Origin of the sequence: Advenella faeciporci, from assembly GCF_014652395.1 — a bacterium.
GTDB lineage: Bacteria > Pseudomonadota > Gammaproteobacteria > Burkholderiales > Burkholderiaceae_B > Advenella > Advenella faeciporci.
Genome location: NZ_BMYS01000017.1, coordinates 1 through 20319, shown reverse-complemented (window position 1 = coordinate 20319; position 20319 = coordinate 1). Strand labels below are relative to the sequence as shown.

At 51.9% G+C, this 20319-nt stretch carries 17 protein-coding genes; 13 read left to right on the top strand and 4 right to left on the bottom strand.

Features of this window, described 5'->3' with window-relative positions; translation table 11 throughout:
* Positions 1-26 precede the first annotated feature (26 nt).
* On the bottom strand, positions 27-356 hold the full coding sequence (locus IE074_RS11265) for a GrlR family regulatory protein (protein ID WP_189385559.1): 330 nt from the start codon (positions 354-356) through the stop codon (positions 27-29).
* A gap of 292 nt (positions 357-648) precedes the next feature.
* Here IE074_RS11265 and gcvT point away from each other — a divergent pair, with 292 nt between their 5' ends.
* From gcvT to gcvP, 3 genes are all read left to right on the top strand, one after another.
* The gene (gene gcvT / locus IE074_RS11260; protein ID WP_189385558.1) at positions 649-1752 is read left to right on the top strand and encodes a glycine cleavage system aminomethyltransferase GcvT; all 1104 of its coding nucleotides are present in this window, start codon (positions 649-651) and stop codon (positions 1750-1752) included.
* 107 nt (positions 1753-1859) lie between these two features.
* Positions 1860-2234: a glycine cleavage system protein GcvH gene (gcvH, locus tag IE074_RS11255; RefSeq protein WP_189385557.1), complete on the top strand. Its 375-nt coding sequence runs from the start codon at positions 1860-1862 to the stop codon at positions 2232-2234.
* Between the two features lie 25 nt (positions 2235-2259).
* A complete protein-coding gene (gene gcvP, locus IE074_RS11250) occupies positions 2260-5127 on the top strand; it encodes an aminomethyl-transferring glycine dehydrogenase (RefSeq protein ID WP_189385556.1) in 2868 nt (955 codons plus the stop codon).
* 513 nt (positions 5128-5640) lie between these two features.
* On the opposite strand, the gene IE074_RS11245 is transcribed toward gcvP, so the two are convergent.
* The 3 genes from IE074_RS11245 to IE074_RS11235 form a co-directional block, all read right to left on the bottom strand.
* Complete coding sequence (locus IE074_RS11245) at positions 5641-6129, bottom strand: dihydrofolate reductase (protein ID WP_189385555.1); 489 nt, start codon at positions 6127-6129, stop codon at positions 5641-5643.
* 83 nt (positions 6130-6212) lie between these two features.
* Positions 6213-7007: a thymidylate synthase gene (locus tag IE074_RS11240; protein WP_189385554.1), complete on the bottom strand. Its 795-nt coding sequence runs from the start codon at positions 7005-7007 to the stop codon at positions 6213-6215.
* Positions 7008-7010: 3 nt separating this feature from the next.
* Positions 7011-7433 (bottom strand): OsmC family protein, encoded by a 423-nt coding sequence (locus IE074_RS11235; protein WP_189385553.1) that lies wholly within the window; start codon positions 7431-7433, stop codon positions 7011-7013.
* A 176-nt stretch (positions 7434-7609) separates the two neighbouring features.
* On the opposite strand from IE074_RS11235, the gene coq7 reads away from it, so the two are divergent.
* From coq7 to IE074_RS11185, 10 genes are all read left to right on the top strand, one after another.
* Entirely contained in the window at positions 7610-8293 is a 684-nt protein-coding gene (gene coq7, locus IE074_RS11230) for a 2-polyprenyl-3-methyl-6-methoxy-1,4-benzoquinone monooxygenase (protein ID WP_189385552.1), read from the top strand.
* 381 nt (positions 8294-8674) lie between these two features.
* Positions 8675-9820, top strand: coding sequence for an MraY family glycosyltransferase (locus IE074_RS11225; RefSeq protein ID WP_189385551.1), 1146 nt, complete (start codon positions 8675-8677; stop codon positions 9818-9820).
* A gap of 114 nt (positions 9821-9934) precedes the next feature.
* Positions 9935-11209 carry a Vi polysaccharide biosynthesis UDP-N-acetylglucosamine C-6 dehydrogenase TviB gene (gene tviB, locus IE074_RS11220; protein WP_189385550.1) on the top strand — a complete coding sequence of 425 codons (1275 nt, stop codon included), beginning with the start codon at positions 9935-9937 and terminating at the stop codon, positions 11207-11209.
* 22 nt (positions 11210-11231) lie between these two features.
* A complete protein-coding gene (locus tag IE074_RS11215) occupies positions 11232-12257 on the top strand; it encodes an SDR family oxidoreductase (RefSeq protein ID WP_189385549.1) in 1026 nt (341 codons plus the stop codon).
* A gap of 7 nt (positions 12258-12264) precedes the next feature.
* Complete coding sequence (murJ, locus tag IE074_RS11210) at positions 12265-13620, top strand: murein biosynthesis integral membrane protein MurJ (protein ID WP_189385548.1); 1356 nt, start codon at positions 12265-12267, stop codon at positions 13618-13620.
* A gap of 19 nt (positions 13621-13639) precedes the next feature.
* On the top strand, positions 13640-14782 hold the full coding sequence (locus IE074_RS11205) for a glycosyltransferase family 4 protein (protein WP_229794006.1): 1143 nt from the start codon (positions 13640-13642) through the stop codon (positions 14780-14782).
* Between the two features lie 2 nt (positions 14783-14784).
* A complete protein-coding gene (gene asnB, locus IE074_RS11200) occupies positions 14785-16680 on the top strand; it encodes an asparagine synthase (glutamine-hydrolyzing) (RefSeq protein WP_189385547.1) in 1896 nt (631 codons plus the stop codon).
* Positions 16681-16725: 45 nt separating this feature from the next.
* Entirely contained in the window at positions 16726-17856 is a 1131-nt protein-coding gene (locus IE074_RS11195; protein WP_189385546.1) for a glycosyltransferase family 4 protein, read from the top strand.
* 2 nt (positions 17857-17858) lie between these two features.
* On the top strand, positions 17859-19058 hold the full coding sequence (locus IE074_RS11190) for a glycosyltransferase family 4 protein (RefSeq protein ID WP_189385614.1): 1200 nt from the start codon (positions 17859-17861) through the stop codon (positions 19056-19058).
* Positions 19027-20145, top strand: coding sequence for a glycosyltransferase family 4 protein (locus IE074_RS11185; protein ID WP_308429760.1), 1119 nt, complete (start codon positions 19027-19029; stop codon positions 20143-20145). The genes IE074_RS11190 and IE074_RS11185 overlap by 32 nt, the downstream gene beginning before the upstream one ends.
* Positions 20146-20319 lie beyond the last annotated feature (174 nt).

Here is a 20319-nt window from a genome sequence, read left to right as displayed (position 1 = left end):
ATAGCCAGAAATTGCCACTGAAAAGCTTATAAATCTATATTGGCTATTTTGGTGGCGGCAATTTTGATTTCACGGCCACTGGGTGAGTAGCCGGTCATCTCAAAGCCGGTTTCGGTTTTGATGCCTGTCAGAGACAAGTCAAAGGTATCGCTGATGGTGCCAAACGCTTCATTGTGCTGGGCTTTGTAAGCCTTGATTTTAAGGTTGGCGACCACTTCGTCCGGGGTGGTTGCCTGTATGGTTCCCGAGTAAAGATAGTTGGCGTCGCCACCGCGGATACGGGCATCTTCTATAACGGTAATGCCGGGGTTTGACTTTGATTCGGCAATCAGGGTTGCGTAAAAACCATTATCCATAGTTTTCTCCTTTGGTTGTAATCAGCTCTACATTAACAGATTTATTATGACAGGGATATTGCAAAAAAGTTAAATCGGTTAAGTGTTAGTGGTTAGTAAAAACCAGGAATGTTAGTTTGTATCATGAATTTGTTGATCGGGCATCTCTGGTAAATACCTAGAAAACAGCTTATTTACCCCTGCCAATTAGTAATATAATTTTCAGCAATGGGAGGTGCAGGATGCGTTATTACCGCGCCGGATCCGGGCAATTCCTTAGCCAGCCAATGCAAATACTAAACAAGGTTTCCCCATGTCATCTGAAAATCTTCAATTTACTCCCTTGTACGACACGCATATATCCCTGGGCGCCAAAATGGTGGATTTTGGCGGTTGGGACATGCCGGTGTCCTATGGTTCACAAATCGAAGAGCACCATGCCGTGCGCAATGCCGTGGGCATGTTCGACGTTTCTCACATGCTGAATGTGGATATTTCGGGGCCGGGTTCGTTTGATTTTTTGCGTCGCGTGCTGGCCAATGACGTGGCCAGGCTTGCCGTGCCGGGCAAGGCTTTATACAGCTGCATGCTAAACCCCGAGGGTGGGGTGATTGATGACCTGATCGTGTATTTCTTTGCCGTTGATAACTGGCGCCTGGTGGTGAATGCAGGCAGGGCAAAGGTTGATGTGGCCTGGCTGCAGGCGCAGGCCACACAAGAAGGTAATGACCGGGTGGTGATTACCCCACGTCATGACCTGGCCATGATTGCCGTGCAGGGACCACATGCCCGGGATAAAGTCTGGAATATCCGTTCCGGCCTGAAAGCGCAAACCGAGTCCCTGTCACCCTTTACCGCTGTTTTTGTTGGGCCGGATTTCATGGTGGCCCGTACCGGCTACACCGGCGAAGACGGTTTTGAAGTTGTTTTGCCCGCCACCCAGGTCGTGGCTTTCTGGAATGATCTGCTGGCGCAAGGGGTAAGGCCGTGTGGCCTGGGTGCCCGTGATACCTTGCGCCTTGAGGCTGGCATGAATTTATATGGTCAGGATATGGATGAAACCATTCAGCCCGCCCAGGCAGGCTTGGGCTGGACGGTTAGCCTTAAAGACGAGGCCCGGGATTTCATAGGTCGCCAGGCAATTGCCCAGGCGCCAAAACGCAATGCCTTTATGGGCATCAGGCTGAATGAGCGTGGTGTGATGCGGGCGCATATGAAAGTCAGGACCGAATCGGGAGAGGGCGAGATTACCAGTGGTACCATGTCACCCACTTTGGGTTTTTCCATTGGTTTTGCCCGTTTGCCTGAAGGTGTCCAGGCCGGTGATCCAGTCCAGGTGGAGTTGCGTGGCAAATGGCTGCCGGCTACTTTATGCGCATTGCCTTTTGTGCGACATGGCAAGCCAATGGTGTCTTGACCCTGCTGTTTTGCGGGCCATATATAAATCTTGAAGAAATTAATGCTAATGTCACGTTTAAAACGTGTTTGTTATATATAAACCTATCAATCAGGAGTTGTTAATAAATGAATTTGCCTACCGATCGTAAATATACCAAAACCCATGAATGGGTTTTGGCAGAAGGTGATGTTTTTGTAGTCGGGATTACCGACAATGCACAGGACCAGCTGGGTGACCTGGTTTATGTGGGTGATGTTAATGTGGGTGATACCCTGAATGCCGGTGAAACAGCGGCAGTGGTTGAGTCGGTCAAGGCGGCTTCAGATATTTATGCGCCCGTTGATGGTGAAATTGTGGCGTTCAACCAAAACCTTGAAGAAGAGCCCAATTTGATCAACGAAGACGCTTATGCAAACTGGATCTTCAAGATAAAGCCCAATAATCCGGCCGATCTTGAGACCTTGCTGGATGCCGCAGGCTATCAGGAACAGGCTGAATAATCACCCTTTTTATGGGATAGAGAATATGTTGCGTACACATAAGGATGTGTCCCAGGCGTTTATTGGTCGACACGTAGGGCCCACCGAGGCCGAGCAGACTAAGATGCTGTCCGTTATCGGGGCTGAAAGCCTGGATGACCTGATCGAGGAAATTGTTCCTTCAGGTATCCGCCTTGCAGAACCATTGGCGTTGGATCATGCCCGCAGTGAAACCGATGTGCTTGGCGAACTTAAGAAAATCGCATCGGGCAACAAGCTGTACAGAAACTATATTGGGCAGGGCTATTACGGCACACATACGCCTAATGTGATTTTGCGCAACATACTTGAAAATCCGGCCTGGTATACCGCCTATACCCCTTATCAGCCTGAAATTTCCCAGGGCCGGCTTGAGGCCTTGCTGAATTTCCAGACGATGGTGGCCGATCTGACCGGCTTGCCGGTGGCCAATGCCTCTTTGCTTGACGAGGCAACGGCCGCTGCCGAAGCAATGACACTGGCCAAGCGGGTATCCAAATCCAAAAGTAATGTGTTTTTCGTGTCAATGCATTGTCATCCGCAATCCATAGCGGTGCTTCGTACCCGTGCCGAGGCACTGGGTATTGATGTAGTGTGTGGCAATGAGCTGGAAGATATCCCGGATTGCTTTGGGGTGTTGCTGCAGTATCCGCATAGTCTTGGCGGGGTACTCGATTACGCCAGCCTGACCACGGCCCTGCAGGCAAAAGGCACGGTTGTTGCCGTGGCCACCGATTTGCTGGCCCTGGCCATTTTGAAAGCCCCCGGTGAATGGCATGCCGATATTGCCGTTGGCAGTGCGCAGCGCTTTGGGGTGCCCTTGGGGTTTGGCGGTCCACACGCCGGGTTCATGGCCTGTAAAGATGCGTTCAAGCGCAATATGCCCGGCCGCCTGGTGGGGGTTTCGGTAGATGCCCAGGGTAACCCGGCTTTACGGCTGGCCTTGCAGACCCGTGAGCAGCATATTCGCCGTGAAAAGGCCACGTCCAATATTTGTACGGCCCAGGTTCTGCTGGCGGTAATGGCCAGCATGTATGCGGTTTATCATGGGGCTAATGGTATTCGTGCGATTGCGCAGCGGATTTATGTTTGCACGCTGGTGTTAAAAGAAGCCATGGCCCGGATGGGGTTGAGTACGGTTAATGATACTTTTTTTGATACCTTGCAGGTAAAAACAGCCCTGGCGGCCGAGGTGCTCAAGGCAGCCTTGCGGGCGCAAATCAATCTGCGTCAACCTGACAGTGACAGTTTCGCGGTGTCCCTGGATGAAACGGTAACGCTTGAAGATCTTCAGCAACTGGTGAACGTGATTGCCGCGGGCGTTGGCAGGGCGGCGCCAGATGTGGCCGGGCTTTATGCCGAACTGGATGTTTTTGTGCCCAATAGTGTGGCCAGACAGTCTGCCATTTTGTCGCATCCGGTTTTTTCCAGTATTCATTCCGAAACTGATATGCTGCGTTATTTACGCAGCCTTGCCGATAAAGACCTGGCCCTTGACCGCAGCATGATTCCATTGGGCTCCTGCACCATGAAGCTGAATGCGACGGCAGAGATGATTCCCATTACCTGGCCCGAGTTTGCGCACCTGCACCCTTATGCCCCCCGGGATCAGGCGGCCGGTTATGAAGAGTTGCTGGGTCGCCTGTCTCGTGCCTTGTGTGAGATTACGGGGTACGATTCGATCAGTTTGCAGCCCAATTCGGGTGCTCAGGGAGAGTACGCCGGGCTCTTGGCCATTCGTGCCTATCACCAGGCCAATGGGCAGCATCAGCGTAATGTTTGTCTTATTCCCGCTTCTGCACATGGCACCAATCCGGCATCGGCGCATTTGGCGGGCATGGATGTGGTGGTGATTGCCACTGATGCAAATGGCAATGTGGATGTGAGCGATCTCAAGGCGAAGCTGGAAAAGATAGGTGACCAGGTTGCGGCCCTGATGGTGACTTATCCGTCTACGCATGGGGTGTTCGAAGAGTCTATTACCGAGATTTGCGAGGCAGTGCATCAGGCAGGCGGGCAGGTTTATCTTGATGGTGCGAATATGAATGCGATGGTGGGGCTGGCCAAGCCAGGCCTGTTTGGCTCTGATGTGTCGCATCTTAATTTGCACAAGACGTTTTGTATTCCGCATGGCGGTGGCGGGCCAGGTGTTGGGCCGGTTGCGGTGCGTGCCCATTTGGCGCCATATTTGCCGGCTGTGCTGGATGAGCAGGGACAGCGTGATGGCAATACGGTGGTGGGACCGGTGTCTGCGGCGCCATATGGGTCTGCCAGTATTTTGCCCATCTCTTATGTGTATATTGCCTTAATGGGAGCAGAGGGCCTGAAACGGGCGACCGAGGTGGCTTTGCTGAACGCAAATTATATTGCGAAGCGGCTGGCGCCTTATTACCCGGTGCTGTATTCAGGACGCAATGGGCGTGTTGCCCATGAGTGTATTCTGGATTTGCGTCCTATTAAGGAGAGTAGCGGGGTTACGGTGGATGATGTGGCCAAGCGCCTGGTGGATTATGGTTTTCATGCGCCTACGATGAGTTTTCCGGTGGCGGGTACGCTGATGGTGGAGCCGACCGAGTCGGAGAGCCTGAAGGAGCTGGATCGGTTCATTAATGCGATGATTGCGATTCGCAAGGAGATTGAGCAGGTCGAGAAGGGGCAGGTGGATGCGCAGGATAATGTGCTGGTGAATGCACCGCATACGGCGCAGATGCTGGTGGCGGATGTTTGGGAGCATGGTTATTCCCGCACCGAGGCGGCGTATCCGCATTCGGTGTCGCCGGATGGCAAGTATTGGCCACCGGTGGCGCGGGTGGATAATGCTTATGGTGACCGGAATCTGGTTTGTACTTGTCCGCCGCTCGAGGATTATGTTTGATTTTTTGATTTTTTGATTTGGGTCTTTATTGGTTTAGGTCTTTATTGGTTTGGGTCTTTGGGGATTTGAGTTTTTAGTTATTTAAGACTTTAGTTATTTGAGCCCGTTCTTTTTGAGATGCGCGGATTCATCATTCAGGTTTGCTCCGACGCCGCTGCGCGCCGAAGTCGCTGCACCTGAATGACGAATCCGCGTTTCTTTGTTTTAGGCAGGTGGTTTCTTCTTGAGAAGGGTGGTTTTCAGGTTGGTGGCAGGATGAACTGCATCGTAAACTTAGGGGTCATTCCCCTCCTGCGGAGGGGGCAGGCGAGTATGGCATAGACTTGATTTGCCGTGAGGTCATTCCCCTCCTGCGGAGGGGGCAGGCGAGTATGGCATAGACTTGATTTGCCGTGAGGTCATTCCCCTCCTGCGGAGGGGTGGCAGGCGAAGCCTGACGGGGTGGTTGTGTGCATACTTCAGCCTGGGGTGGTTGTACGCACACCCCGGTGCCAGATAGTTGAAACCTGTCCGTTACGCTTTTTCGTAGATGACGAAGTCGTAGGTCAAGCCGTTTTCTTCGGGCTGGGTTTGGCGGCTGGTTTCTTTCCAGCGGGTTTTGTCCAGGGCCGGGAAATAGGTGTCGCCTTCAATGTTGGCGTGGATCTCGGTGGCATATACCTTGTCACATTGGTCCAGGCACAGGCGGAAGATTTGTTCGCCACCGATGATGAAGACGTTTTGTGCGTTGTCTGCGGCCGCAGCGGTGATGGCTGCTTCAAGGGTGGGGACGCATTCGGCGCCGGTGGCCTGGTAACTGGCATTGCGGGTAATAACGATGTTGCGTCTGCCAGGCAGGGGGCGGCCCAGGGACTCCCAGGTTTTTCGGCCCATGACAATGGGGCTGCCCAGGGTGGTTTTTTTGAAGTTGGCCAGGTCGCCCGGGATGTGCCATGGCATGGTGTTGTCTTTGCCGATGACGAGGTTGTCAGTGTAGGCAACGATGATGTTCAAGGATGTCATATGCTGGGTGTCTGGTATTTATTGGGTACTTGGTTTAGTGCTAATTAATGATACTGCTACTGCTTGTGTTTGCCTTGTGTGGGTTATACGGCAACGGGAGCCTTGATGTGGGGGTGGTGCCGGTAGTCAAGGATTTCGAAGTCTTCGTATTGGTATTCAAACAAAGAAGCGGGTTTGCGCTTGATATTAAGTTTGGGGTAGGGGAAGGGCTCACGCGACAGTTGCAGCTCGACTTGTTCCAGGTGGTTGCTGTACAGGTGGCAGTCGCCGCCGGTCCAGATAAACTCACCCACTTCAAGATCGCATTGCTGGGCCACCATGTGGGTGAGTAGGGCATAGCTGGCAATGTTGAAGGGGACGCCCAGGAAAATGTCGGCGCTGCGCTGGTAAAGCTGGCAGGAAAGCTTGCCTTCGGCGACATAGAACTGGAAGAAGGCGTGGCAGGGAGGCAGTTTCATTTTGCCGATGTCTGCCACGTTCCAGGCGGAAACAATCAGGCGACGGGAGTCGGGGTTGTTTTTGATCTGTTCAACAACCTGGGTGATCTGGTCGATGTGTTCACCGTTGGGGGTGGGCCATGAGCGCCACTGTACGCCGTAAACCGGGCCAAGATTGCCGTTTTCATCGGCCCATTCGTCCCAAATGCTAACCCCACGTTCTTGCAGCCATTTGACGTTGGAGTCGCCCCGCAGGAACCAGAGCAGTTCTATGAAGATGCTTTTGGTGTGCAGCTTTTTGGTGGTGACCATGGGAAAGCCTTCTGCCAGGTCAAAGCGCATTTGATGGCCGAAGACCGAACGGGTGCCGGTGCCGGTCCGGTCGGTTTTGCTGACGCCTTTTTCATAGACGTGGCGCATGAAGTCTTCGTATTGACGCATGGCTCAAGCCTCCAGGATTTTGATTTCGTGCGTGATTTCGGCTGTTTTTTCCAGCATGGCAACGGCTGAGCAGTATTTGGTGTGGGACAGGTTTACGGCCCGTTCAACGACTTTCTCAGACAGGTTTTTGCCTTTGACGGTAAACACGAAATGGATTTTGGTGAAAACTTTGGGGTCGGTATCGGCGCGTTCACCGGTAATGGCCACGTTGCAATGGGCAATGTCCTGGCGGCTGCGTTTCAGGATAAGTACCACGTCGTAGGCAGCGCAGCCGGCCGCACCGGTCAGGATCATTTCCATCGGTCGCGGGGCCAGGTTGTTGCCGCCGCCTTCTGGGGCGCCATCCATGGCGACAACGTGGCCACTGCCGGTTTTTGAAACAAAAAGCATGCCCTCGGGGCCATTCCATTCAACTGTACACTGCATGTTAGGGGTCCTGAAATAACGATTTCCGCAAGCACTAGGGGCTTTGCCGGAGTTTGAAGGTTGGATACCTGTCATTCTACTGTTTGTTGACCGGTTTGGCGTGCAAGACTGTTTCAATTGGCTAAAATAGCTCGTTGAGTGCCGAACCTTTGAGTATTACCGGAGATGATTTTTTTATGACGCATATTACCACTACCGCAGTAACGAAACCGGCTTTTCGTCGCCAGCCCTCAGGACTTGATACCTTGTTTATCGAGGTCAACAAGGCGCTTGAGGTGCTGTCGGGGGCATCACAGGCAACGCGCCCAAATCCCGCTGGAGAGCCGGATATTACCGATGCTGGGTTGAATGAGTCTGAAAAAAAACATGTGGCGGGTTTGATGCGGGTCAATCATGTAGGAGAGGTGTGCGCGCAGGCGCTGTATCGTGGCCAGTCAATCATGTGCAAAGACCCGCAGATCAGGCAGGTGTTGCTGCATGCCGCCGAGGAAGAGGTGGATCATTTGTCCTGGTGTCATGGCCGGCTTGGCGAACTGAAAAGCCATACCAGCCTGTTGAATCCCTTGTGGTATGCGGGTTCGTTTACGCTGGGCGTCATGGCCAGCGTGGCGGGTGTGCCGAAAAACCTGGGTTTCATGGCGGAAACAGAAAGGCAGGTTGAGCAGCATCTTGAATCACACCTGGCATCGTTACCCGAGCAGGATGAGCGCTCACGTAAAATCGTGACTCAGATGCGTGACGATGAAATAGGGCACAGAACCACTGCCGAGGTGAATGGGGCTGAAGAGTTGCCAGTGCCGGTGAAGCAGGCCATGCGGTTTATGTCAAAAATCATGACGACTTTGGCTTACCGTCTATAAGTTTTGTTGTTTTTACAACATTCGTTACGATTTTCTTAGGGTTTACCTGTAATTTTTCTTGCGTTGCACCATAAAAATCGGTTATAGTTACTACATCGGATGACGAAACACATTAAGAATTAAAAAAACATTCTAATGTGCGCTTTAAGAAAGCAGTCATGCCAAGGTTGTCTCCTCCACCCTCCTCCTTTGGTGGATTTTGCCCAAAATCTTACGATTTTGGGCATTTTTTTTGCCTGTTAGCTATACAATAAGTAATAACTCATTTCGGATTTAAAATAAATAAGGGATATCTATTATTTCCTGTATGATTCGGATTTGTTTTTTGCTAATGCCAAAACCGGGTTTTGACTGAACCTTTTGGTTTTTCATTGGTCCTGAATGTTTTTTTTGCGCCTTGGGTTTACTTTGACTTTTACTTGGCAATATTTATATATCAGCATAGTGGCATTTATGGTGGGCGGCCTCATCGTTGCATCCGAACGATGGCATGGCGCCTACACCGGAGACTATGATCTCAATAAGCCACAGGCTACACATAAGCGTTCAACCCCCCGCATTGGCGGGCTGGCGGTCTTTGCCGGCACGCTGGCCGGATTGCTGGTGCTGGGCCGCCCCGACAACACCACCCTTAACTGGTTATGGCCAGCCTTGTTTGTGGCTTCCATGCCGGTGTTTGTAGCAGGTATTTTAGAAGACATCACCAAGGATATCGGTTCAGGCAAGCGCTTGCTGGCCGCTTTTGCATCGGCTGCCATCGCCTGGTGGTTTTTTGGTGGCGTCAGCCGGGTGGGTTTTTCATTCATAGACCTTATACTGTCCTTCTGGCCCATTTCTCTTTTGTTTACCATGATTGCGGTGGGTGGTTGTACCCATGCCCTTAATATTGTCGATGGCATGAATGGCCTGGCTGGTATGGTTGCCATGCTCATGGCGAGCTCTATTGCGTTGGTTGCTTACCAGGTCAATGATTTGGCGATTTTTGCCATTGCGCTGGCCATGGCTTCTTCCATTGTTGGTTTTTTTGTCTGGAATTTTCCGTTTGGCAGGGTGTTCCTGGGCGATGGTGGCGCATATTTTATTGGCTTCATGCTGGCTGAGCTGGCTGTGCTGCTGGTAATACGCAATCCGTCGGTATCCCCTTTTTATGCCCTGGCGGTGTTGTTTTATCCTGTTTTTGAAACTCTTTTTTCCATATGGCGGCGTCGCTTCAAACGCGGGGTACCGGTCGATCAACCCGATGCCTTGCATTTGCACCAGCTTATTTTCCGCCGTCTGGTACGCGTCACTTTCAGCCGTACGGGGCGTGATGCGGTTCCGGCCTTGTGTAACGCCTTAACCTCACCTTATTTGTGGGTGCTTACCTTAATTGGTCTGGTGCCGGCCACCATTTTCTGGGATAACGCGATTTTGCTTTGTATCAGTATGCTGGTTTTTTCTTCGGTGTATATTTGGCTTTATTCACGCCTGGTTGCCTGGCGCTGCCCGCGCTGGCTGTTGCTACCCTCGGTCTCACGTAAACGATGACGTCCGCAAAAAATATATTTCATCAGCTTGGGTTTTCTTGCTTTTCTGGTTAACCCTGATTGTTACAATCAGAAATTCCGCAAAATTATTTAGCTATTCCTTTGGGAGAAATTCGTGCAAGTTCAAGATATTAAGTTGGCAGTTATCGGCCTTGGCTACGTAGGATTGCCTTTAGCAGTTGAATTTGGCAAAAAACGGTCGGTGTTGGGGTTTGATATTAACCAAAACCGTATTACCGAACTGCAGGGTGGACAGGATCACACGCTGGAAGTCAGCAGCGAAGAACTTGCCGAAGCGCCACACTTGCAATTCAGTGCCAATCCGGCCGATCTGGCCAAGGCCAATACGTATATTGTGACGGTGCCCACGCCCATTGATGAATACAAGCGTCCTGATCTGACGCCGCTGGTAAAAGCCAGCGAAACCATTGGCAAAGTCTTGAAAAAGGGCGATATTGTCATTTATGAATCTACCGTGTATCCTGGTGCCACCGAGGAAGATTGCGTGCCGGTTCTTGAAAAAGTCTCTGGCCTGAAATACAACGTGGATTTCTTTGCCGGCTACAGCCCCGAGCGGATCAACCCGGGTGACAAGGCACACCGTGTTTCCACCATCAAGAAAGTCACGTCCGGTTCAACACCTGAAGTGGCCGAGGTGGTTGACCGGTTATACCGTGAAATCATTGTGGCTGGTACGCACAAAGCCAGCAGTATCCGGGTGGCCGAAGCCGCCAAAGTCATTGAAAATACCCAGCGTGATGTGAATATTGCGCTCATCAATGAACTTGCTCTTATTTTTAATAAAATGGGTATTGATACCCAGGCTGTGCTGGAAGCGGCCGGTACCAAATGGAATTTCCTGCCGTTCCGTCCCGGTCTGGTCGGCGGTCATTGCATTGGCGTTGATCCTTACTATCTTACCCACAAAGCCCAGTCTATTGGCTATCATCCGGAAATCATTCTGGCCGGCCGTCGCCTGAACGATAGCATGGGCCCTTATGTGGTGGCCCAGCTTGTTAAGGCAATGACCAAGAAAAGCATTCAGGTCCAGGGCGCCAAGGTACTGGTGATGGGCCTGACCTTTAAAGAAAACTGCCCCGACCTGCGCAATACCCGGGTGGTGGATATTCTTAAGGAACTTGATGAATACAATATGGATGTCGATGTGTACGATCCTTGGGTGGATGCCCAAGAGGCGCAGCACGAGTATGGCGTGACACCCGTCAGTCAGGTTCAGCAGGGCGTCTACGATGGCATTATTCTGGCCGTTTCCCATAAGCAGTTTGTGGAAATGGGGGCCGCCGCCATTCGTGCGCTGGGCAAACCCGATCATGTGCTGTATGACCTGAAATACGTGTTAACAGCAGAAGAAGCCGATATTCGTCTTTAATTGGGTAAAAGGAAAATCAAGCATGAGTCAGGCATTTGAAACTTTGAAAGCCGATTTGCAGCGCCAGCCCCGTACGTGGCTGGTTACCGGCTGTGCCGGTTTTATCGGCTCCAACCTGCTGGAAACGCTTTTACGGCTTAATCAGAAAGTGGTTGGGCTGGACAACTTTGCAACCGGCTATCAGCATAATCTTGATGAAGTCCAGGGCCAGGTTTCTGACTCGCAATGGCGCAACTTCAACTTTATCGAAGGGGATATCCGCAACCTGGAAACCTGCCGCCAGGCATGTGAAGGGGTGGATATCGTGTTGCATCAGGCTGCGCTGGGTTCGGTGCCGCGTTCCATCAATGACCCCATTACCACCAATGATGTGAATATTGGCGGTTTTCTTAATATGATGGTGGCGGCCCGTGATGCGGCAGTGACCTCGTTTGTGTTTGCGGCCTCCAGTTCCACCTATGGCGATCACCCCGATTTGCCTAAAGTAGAAGATAAAATCGGCAATCCCTTGTCGCCTTATGCGGTGACCAAGTATGTTGATGAGCTGTATGCCAGCGTTTTTGCCCGTACCTATGGTTTCCGTTCGATTGGCTTGCGTTATTTCAATGTATTTGGCAAACGCCAGGATCCTGATGGCGCTTATGCCGCGGTGATTCCCAAATGGACAGCCGCCATGATCAAGGGCGAAGATGTCCTGGTGAATGGTGATGGTGAAACCAGCCGCGATTTCTGTTTTGTGGAAAATGCCGTGCAGGCCAATCTGCTGGCGGGTGCCAATATGCCTGAAAACGGTTTCGAGGTGTATAACGTGGCGGTCAATGCAAGAACCAGCCTGAATGAGCTGTTTGCCTACTTGTCTGCCACCTTGGGGGCCAATGGTATCCAGTATGGCAAACAACCGGTTTACCGGGATTTTCGTCAGGGTGACGTGCGTCATTCACAGGCGGATATCGGCAAGGCGCAGGCACAGTTGGGTTATGTGCCCAGCCATACGATTCTTCAGGGTATTGAAACCGCCATGCCCTGGTATATTCAATTCTTGAAATAGTCTTTGTTTGAAGCAGCTTCGTACCAGGCTTAACCGCCTGCACCCCGATCATAAGCGTATTGCCCAAGGGGCAATGCGCGTCGCGTTTTTTTTACTGATCGGGAAAATGGCCGGTGCCATCAAGGAAATTGCGGTTGCCCACCGTTACGGGGTTAGTGATATTGTAGATGCTTACCAGTTTACCTTAACCATGGCCAATTGGTTACCGGTAACAATGGTGGGCGCCTTTTCAATCGTTCTTATCCCCGCCTTGGTCAAGGCACGATATGCAGGCCAGCATGAGCGCACCCGTTTTATTCTTGAATTGCAGGGCTGGATTGTGGTGCTCGGAGTACTGCTTTCCATAGCCACCTATCTTTTCTGGCCCCAAGTATTGCAATATACGGGCGGCAATTTAAGTGCCCAAACCAAACAGGCCAGTCTGGAGCTGATCCACGCCTTTGCCCCGGCTGTTTTGCTGACCCTTGTTATAGGGGTATGTACTTCGCGGCTGCGAGCCCATGAGCGACATATCAATAATCTGCTGGACAGCATACCCGCCTTAATGATATTGGCGGCTATCCTGGTAACGCCAGGTAATGTCAGTGTTTACCCGCTTTTATGGGGAACACTGCTGGGTTACCTGATTCAGGCGGTATGGCTGTCTGCGCTGGCCCGCAAGGCTGATGGCGGCAATTGGGGCTGGCCCAAGCCGGGTTTGCAATCACCACAATGGCCCATGTTGCTGAATGCGGCCGGTATTATGCTGGTTGGGCAAGTTGCCATGAGTTTTGTGGGGCCTCTTGATCAAATGGCGGCAGCCAGTCTGGGCAGTAATGCCAATGCAACCTTGGGTTATGCAACCCGTTTGCTCTCGCTGCTTATTGGAATTGGTGCCGCTTCAGTTGGCCGTGCGGCCTTACCGGTTTTGGCCGATGTGCAAAGCCGTGGCAATCCTGCCCAGGCACGGTCCATGGCGCTTAAATGGTCTGCTTTAATGTTAATGGTGGGGACGGCAGCGGTTTTGCTTGGCTGGTTTCTGGCACCCTGGCTGGTAAAACTCTTGTTTGAAAACGGTGCATTTACCGCTGAAGACACCCTGAAAGTGGCCTCGGTGTTGCGCTGGGGGCTTTTGCAACTGCCTTTTTATTTTGGCGTATTGATCCTGGTTCAGTTAATGGCCAGCCAGAACCGTTATAAACTGATGGCAATTATTGCCATTGGTAATTTTTCACTAAAGGCATGCATGAATGTCATACTTGCTCCCGTAATGGGCGCCGAAGGTATTATGCTGGCGACAAGTTTAATGTATTTGTTGTCTTATCTCTGTTATTTTTTTGCGGTCCTGAAATATGGCGCGACAAAAAAAACTTCTTCAGCCTGAACTAAATATGTCTTTCGAGATGCATACGAAAACTTCTCCCTTGCGAATCATGCTGTTTATTCATTCACTTCGAGGAGGAGGCGCCGAGCGGGTTGCGGTCGATTTGGCCGCCCGGTGGATTTCCAATGGGCACGATGTCTTGCTGGTGACCCAAACTGATGCCTCTGAAAATGCGTATGAATTGAATAAACTGGTACAGCGGATTTCCCTGAATACGGCCGGCTTCAAAGGAGTACTGGCCAATTTGCGACGCCTTTATATTTTGCGCCGGGAAATCAGGCGTCACCGTCCCGATATTGTCATTGGCTTCATGACGACCTCTTCCATTTTGGCTGTCCTGGCTGCTTCAGGAATCTCAGGGTGCCATGTGATTGCAACCGAACACACGCATCCACCTTCCCAGACACTTTCCGGTCTGTGGCAAAAATTGCGTCGTTATACTTATCCCAAGGCCTCCAAGGTGATTGCCTTGACTCACGGGACACAAGTGTGGCTTGAAAAACATGTGCCCGGTTCGAATATCGCCGTGATTCCCAATGCGGTGCATTGGCCGCTTGAAAATAAAGAACCTGTTATTCAATACGTAAAAGCGCCAGGTCGCAAGCTTTTGCTGGGAGTGGGACGCTTGCACCACGACAAAGGGTTCGATTTGTTAATAAAAGCCTTTGCCTCTATTGCGCATTTGCATCCGGAATGGGATTTGATTATTCTGGGTGAGGGCGACAAGCGGGAAGCGTTGCAAAAGCAGCTTGAAGAGGCCGGTATGAGTAGTCGTATTTCCATGCCGGGCCGGGCCGGGAATATGCTTGCCTGGTCCAAGATGGCAGATATCTATGTCTTAAGTTCACGCACCGAAGGCCTGTCAAACAGCCTGCTCGAAGCCATGGCCTGTGGTGTGCCCAGTGTGGCATTCGACTGTGATACCGGGCCACGCGAAATCATTCGCCCAGACCTTGATGGTGTGCTGGTGCAGCCCGCCGAAGATGAAGAAGCCCTTGCGGCTCATTTGTCGGCACTCATGTTCAATCAGACCAAACAGGTGGAATTGGGCAAGCGGGCGATTGATGTCCGCGACCGTTTTTCAATGCGCCGGATTTCAGGACTGTGGCAGCAAGTGTTCAATGAAGTCCTGGACCATAAAAAAGACGGCCAAAAGGGGTAAGCATGTGTGGAATAGTAGGTATTGCCGGCAGCTACGAGGATAAGGAAGGCATACTGCGTGACAGTTGTCGTAAAATTGCCTACCGTGGCCCCGATAGCCAGGGTCTCTGGTTAAGTCAGGAAGGTCATATCGGTTTTGGCCATGTCCGGCTGGCCATTCAGGATTTGTCAGTGCAGGGGCATCAACCCATGGCTTCGGCAGACCAGCGATTCATGATAGTGTTTAACGGGGAAATCTATAACCACCCCGAGTTGCGTGCACAACTGGAACAAAATACCCAGGCACCAGCCTGGCGTGGCCACTCCGACACTGAAACCCTGCTGGCTTGCTTTTGTGCCTGGGGTATAGAGCAAACCCTGAAAAAGGCCATTGGCATGTTTGCCATTGCGGTCTGGGACAGGCAAGAAAAAAAACTAACCCTGGCGCGTGATCGTTTTGGTGAAAAGCCGTTGTACTATGGCTTTACGGGGCAGGGACTGGTATTTGCCTCGGAGCTCAAGGCCATTATGGGTGTGCCCGGGTTTGAAAAAACGCTTAACCGTGATGCGGTTACTTTGCTGTTGCGGCACAATTACATCCCTGCTCCCCATAGTATTTTTCAGGATATTTTTAAATTGCCGCCCGGCACCTGGTTAAGTCTGTCCGAACAGGATTGGCAAAACAGGCGCAAGCCGGAGCCACAGGTTTACTGGTCTGCCTATGAAACGGCCAGACAGCAACCCAAGGTTCATTACGAGTCTGATGATGCCGCGATTGACGCGCTGGCAGGTGTGCTCTCCCGGTCCATTAAATTACAGTTGATTTCTGATGTGAGCCTGGGCGCGTTTTTGTCCGGGGGCACCGATTCTTCCCTGATTGTTGCCTTGATGCAGCAGCAAAGCGCACAGGCTGTCAAGACCTTTTCCATCGGTTTCCATGAAAAAAAATATAATGAAGCCGAATATGCCAGGTCTATTGCCGGGCATTTGGGCACCGATCATACCGAGCTGTACGTCAGTGCCAATGATGGTCTGGCCCTGGTGCATTCCCTGCCTGCCATGTACGATGAACCGTTTGCCGATTCTTCGCAAATTCCCATGGCGCTGGTTACGAAAATGGCATCCCAATCGGTAACGGTGGCTTTATCGGGAGACGCTGGTGATGAATTGTTTGGCGGCTACTCACGCTATCAGCGGGCCGCCTCCTGGTGGGAACGTCGTGAAAAAACCTTGCCTTTTGTCCGTTCGCTGGTGGCCAGCGCAGCGGGTAAACTGGCCCCGGGTTTTAGCGGCAATAAAAAGGACAAATTGCAAAAGCTGCATGAAGTGCTGCGTGCCAACGATGCGGTTGATTTTTACCGGCAGTTTGTTTCATACTGGAAGGACCCTTCAAGCGTGGTGTTGGGGGCCCGTGAGCCGGCAACCGCTTTCAGTCTGGCACCCATGGGTTCTTTTCTGGAAACCATGATGATCATCGATCTGGTTTCTTATTTGCCCGATGATATTCTGGTAAAGGTTGACAGGGCTGCCATGGCTTGTTCCCTGGAAACGCGAGTGCCCTTGCTTGATCCCCGTATGTTTGAATTTGCCTGGGGCCTTGAGGACAAATACCGGGTGCGTGATGGCCAGAACAAATGGTTATTGAAGCAGCTTTTATACCGAATGGTGCCTCGTTCCTTGTTGGATCGCCCTAAAAAAGGATTTTCGGTACCGATGGGTGAGTGGTTAAGAGGTCCCCTGAAAGATTGGGCTAATGATTTGCTTGACCCTTCCCGCCTGCGTAAGCAGGGTTTGCTTGATGATATTCAGGTGCACGAACGCTGGCAGCAGCATCAGGCACAACAGTTTGACTGGAGCCCTCATTTGTGGGGGGTCTTGATGTTACAGGCCTGGATGGATCATTACGATATACAGGGCTAATATTCTGCAGCAAGGTCGTAATAAATAATAAATGGGTTGGGCATTATGAAAATCATGTTGCTGGTCAGTTCAATGAATGCAGGCGGCGCCGAGCGTGTTGCCGCCACGCTGGCAAGTGCCTGGGTTAAACAGGGGCATCAAGTGGTGCTTGTGCCCTGTTTTGCAAAAGGGAGTGGTCATTCATTTTACCCTTTGTCCCCGGAAGTCCAGGTGCGATGGCTGGCCGATGACCTGCCCGGCCAGAAGTGGCTGGGCCGAGTCATAAAACCCTTTGTGCTCAGGAAGCGGATCAGGGCGGAACAGCCCGATGTGATTGTTTCTTTTCTGACCAATGTAAATGTGACGGCCCTGATGGCGACCCGGGGAATTGATATTCCCGTGATTGTTTGTGAAAGAACCCATCCGGTGATGAGCAGTAATATTGGGGGCTTTCTGAAGGTATTGCGTAATAAACTGTATCCTTTGGCAGACGCTGTGATGATTCAGACTGCTGATGCCGCACAGGCGTTTACCCGGGTCTTGCCTGGCCTGAAACATGTTGCGGTTATCCCGAATCCCTTGCCCGAGGGTATTGAACAGCTGACGACCTGCAACGGGCTTTGTACTGTAAGCGGTCGCAAGACACTGGTCGCCATGGGGCGCTTTGTACCTGCCAAGCAGTTTGATGTCCTGATCGATGTTTTTGCCTCGGTTAGCCATGATTATCCCGATTGGGATTTATGTATCTGGGGGGATGGGCCAGAACGTGCAACCTTGATTGACAAGGTGAAAAAAATGGGTTGTAGCCAGCGTATTACCTTGCCGGGTAAAACGACTGAACCCTGGGAGGCGCTCTCACATGCCCATGCATTTGCAATGACATCGCGGGTGGAAGGGTTTCCCAATGTCTTGCTTGAGGCAATGGCATTGGGCTTGCCCAGTATCAGTTTTGATTGTCCCAGTGGTCCGTCAGAGTTGACGCAACAGGGAACGGCGGGTTTGCTGGTGCGCCTGAATGACAGGCTGGAGCTGGAAAAGGCAATCAGGCGTTTTTTCGGCGATGATGATTTTCGGTGTGCTTTGGGCGCTCGCGGTAAACAGGCGGTCTGGTCCAGATATAGGCTTGAAACGGTGTTGCTGCAGTGGGATGAGCTATTCAGGCAGGTGGGTGTTCCGGTTTCAGGCAAAATGGAATGAAGATAAATAAAAAAATACGTGTCGTGCATCTGATTAGCGGTCTTTTGCAGGGAGGGGCCGAGTCGGTTCTGTTTCGTCTGGTCACCTGGCCAGACCCGGAGGTGGAACATATTGTCGTGTCATTTGCCGATGCCGGCATTTATGGCCAGCCGCTTATGGACGCCGGGGTTGAGGTGAAAATGCTGGGCATGACCCCGGGGCGCTTGAGCCCTGCAGATTTCTGGCGACTTAAAAAATGTCTGACCCGGCTTAACCCCGATGTGATCCAGACCTGGATGTACCATGCTGACCTGATTGGCGGGCTGGCGGCCCGTATGGCAGGGTTCCGGCATGTTGCCTGGGGAATTCGCAATTCCGGTGCCAATTTGGCCAAGAGCAGCCGTTCGGCTTACCTGTTTGCCCGGCTGGGCGGTTTTTTTTCACGCTGGCTGCCCCAGCGGATTGTTTGTTGTGCCGAAGATGCCCGCCATCGTCATGTTCAATGGGGATATGATCCTGAAAAAATGGTGGTTATTCAAAACGGCTACGATTTGTCCCGCTGGGTTAGGAATGAGATGGCTCGCCAGGCATTGCGGGCCGAGTGGGGCCTTGGCGAACAGACACCGCTGATGGGGTTTGTGGCGCGCTGGAATCCGCTAAAAGATCATGCAACCCTGATTAAGGCTTTTTCCCAATGCCTTGAAAAACAGCCCGATTTGCGTTGTGTCCTGGTGGGTAAGGACATGGATGCCGGCAACCCGGTGTTAATGGCGCTGCTGACTGAATACGGGGTTAGGGAACAAACCATTTTGCTGGGTATGCGTAACGATGTGCCAGGTATCATGAGTGCCCTTGATTTGCATGTGCTGTCCAGTATTGCCGAGGGGTTTCCTAATGTGGTGGCTGAAGCCATGGCGTGTGGTGTGCCCAATGTGGTCACCAATGTCGGTGATGCCGCCCTGATTGTGGGTGATAAGGGCTGGGTGGTGCCTCCTGCCGATCCCGTGAGACTGGCTGAAAAAATCATTCAGGCTTTGGATCATATTGAAAAGAACGGTAAAAATACCCTGGCCCGGCAGGTACGGGAACGGGTCATGAATGCGTTCAGTCTTGAAAAAATGGTGGCTGAATACCGTCAAACCTGGATGGACATGCTCAAGATAAACGGCAAGACAAAATTAAAGGATGGATATGTCCAGAAAAATACTATTCGTGGTGAATAATCCGGCTTTTTTCCTGTCGCATCGCTTGCCTATCGCCCTGAAGGCAAAAGAAGAAGGTTATGAGGTGGCGATTGCCACCATGCCAGGACAGGCTGTGGCACAAATTGTGGCGCACGGCCTGACGCATTTTGTGATTCCCATGTCACGAAGTGGCATGAATCCGTTTTCAGAGCTAAGAACCATTTATGCCTTGTACCGTTTATATCGCAACTATCGGCCAGACCTGGTGCATTTGGTCACGATCAAGCCGGTTTTGTATGGCGGCATTGCCGCCCGCCTGGCCAGGGTAAAAGCGGTGGTTTATGCCATTTCCGGACTGGGTTTTCTTTTTACCCGTGAACGAAAAGGGATAGATTGGGTCAGGCAAATCACCCGGCAGCTCTATCGTTTGGCACTGGGACATAAGCATAGCCGGGTCATTGTCCAGAATGACAATGACCGGCAGATTTTGCTGGATATGGGCGCCATGCAAGAAGCCCAGGCGGTAAAAATCAGGGGCTCGGGGGTCGATGTGGCCGCCTTTGCCACACAGCCTGAACCCGTTAAACCGGTCGTGGTGACCATGGCCGCCCGTCTGCTTAAAGACAAGGGGGTGATGGAGTTTGTGGAGGCGGCAGGGATCTCCGCCCGCCATGGCAGCGATATACGCTGGCAACTGGCCGGCACGCCCGACCCGGGCAATCCCGCTTCGGTTACCCAGGCTGAGGTGCAGAGCTGGGGGGCCGAGGTGAAGGTGTTGGGAGACGTCAAGGACATTGCCGGCTTGTATGCACAGTCCCATATTGTGGCGCTGCCTTCTTATCGTGAAGGCTTGCCCAAATCGCTGGTAGAGGCGGCGGCCTGTGGCAGGGCGGTGGTTACCACCGATGTGCCGGGTTGCAGGGATGCCATAGAGATTGATCAAACGGGCTTGCTGGTGCCGGTCCGGGACGCACAAAAACTGTATGAGGCAGTGGCCAGACTGGCTGCCGACGACAACCTGCGGTTAAGCATGGGCAATGCAGGACGTATCCTGGCTTTGGAGGAATTCGATATTCGCAAGGTGGTTGACAAACACCTTGCGATTTATCAAGAACTGCTTGACTGAAGCTGCAAGCTTTATTCATTAAAAATCAAATTGGTACTCATTCCCGCTACTCGTTACTCGTTCCCACGCTCTGAACTGACCCCCAAAAGTTGGACACCCATTCAACTTTTAGGGGTTTTTCAATGGAAAAATATGATGTGCAATTCAAAGTCAAATTAGTAAAGGAGTATCTGT

What these genes read in the sequence shown, in the direction of transcription:
- IE074_RS11265 (WP_189385559.1), bottom strand. Translation starts at nt 356, where the DNA reads ATGGATAATGGTTTTTACGCAACCCTGATTGCCGAATCAAAGTCAAAC.
- gcvT (WP_189385558.1), top strand. Translation starts at nt 649, where the DNA reads ATGTCATCTGAAAATCTTCAATTTACTCCCTTGTACGACACGCATATA.
- gcvH (WP_189385557.1), top strand. Translation starts at nt 1,860, where the DNA reads ATGAATTTGCCTACCGATCGTAAATATACCAAAACCCATGAATGGGTT.
- gcvP (WP_189385556.1), top strand. Translation starts at nt 2,260, where the DNA reads ATGTTGCGTACACATAAGGATGTGTCCCAGGCGTTTATTGGTCGACAC.
- IE074_RS11245 (WP_189385555.1), bottom strand. Translation starts at nt 6,129, where the DNA reads ATGACATCCTTGAACATCATCGTTGCCTACACTGACAACCTCGTCATC.
- IE074_RS11240 (WP_189385554.1), bottom strand. Translation starts at nt 7,007, where the DNA reads ATGCGTCAATACGAAGACTTCATGCGCCACGTCTATGAAAAAGGCGTC.
- IE074_RS11235 (WP_189385553.1), bottom strand. Translation starts at nt 7,433, where the DNA reads ATGCAGTGTACAGTTGAATGGAATGGCCCCGAGGGCATGCTTTTTGTT.
- coq7 (WP_189385552.1), top strand. Translation starts at nt 7,610, where the DNA reads ATGACGCATATTACCACTACCGCAGTAACGAAACCGGCTTTTCGTCGC.
- IE074_RS11225 (WP_189385551.1), top strand. Translation starts at nt 8,675, where the DNA reads ATGTTTTTTTTGCGCCTTGGGTTTACTTTGACTTTTACTTGGCAATAT.
- IE074_RS11215 (WP_189385549.1), top strand. Translation starts at nt 11,232, where the DNA reads ATGAGTCAGGCATTTGAAACTTTGAAAGCCGATTTGCAGCGCCAGCCC.
- IE074_RS11205 (WP_229794006.1), top strand. Translation starts at nt 13,640, where the DNA reads ATGCATACGAAAACTTCTCCCTTGCGAATCATGCTGTTTATTCATTCA.
- asnB (WP_189385547.1), top strand. Translation starts at nt 14,785, where the DNA reads ATGTGTGGAATAGTAGGTATTGCCGGCAGCTACGAGGATAAGGAAGGC.
- IE074_RS11195 (WP_189385546.1), top strand. Translation starts at nt 16,726, where the DNA reads ATGAAAATCATGTTGCTGGTCAGTTCAATGAATGCAGGCGGCGCCGAG.
- IE074_RS11185 (WP_308429760.1), top strand. Translation starts at nt 19,027, where the DNA reads ATGTCCAGAAAAATACTATTCGTGGTGAATAATCCGGCTTTTTTCCTG.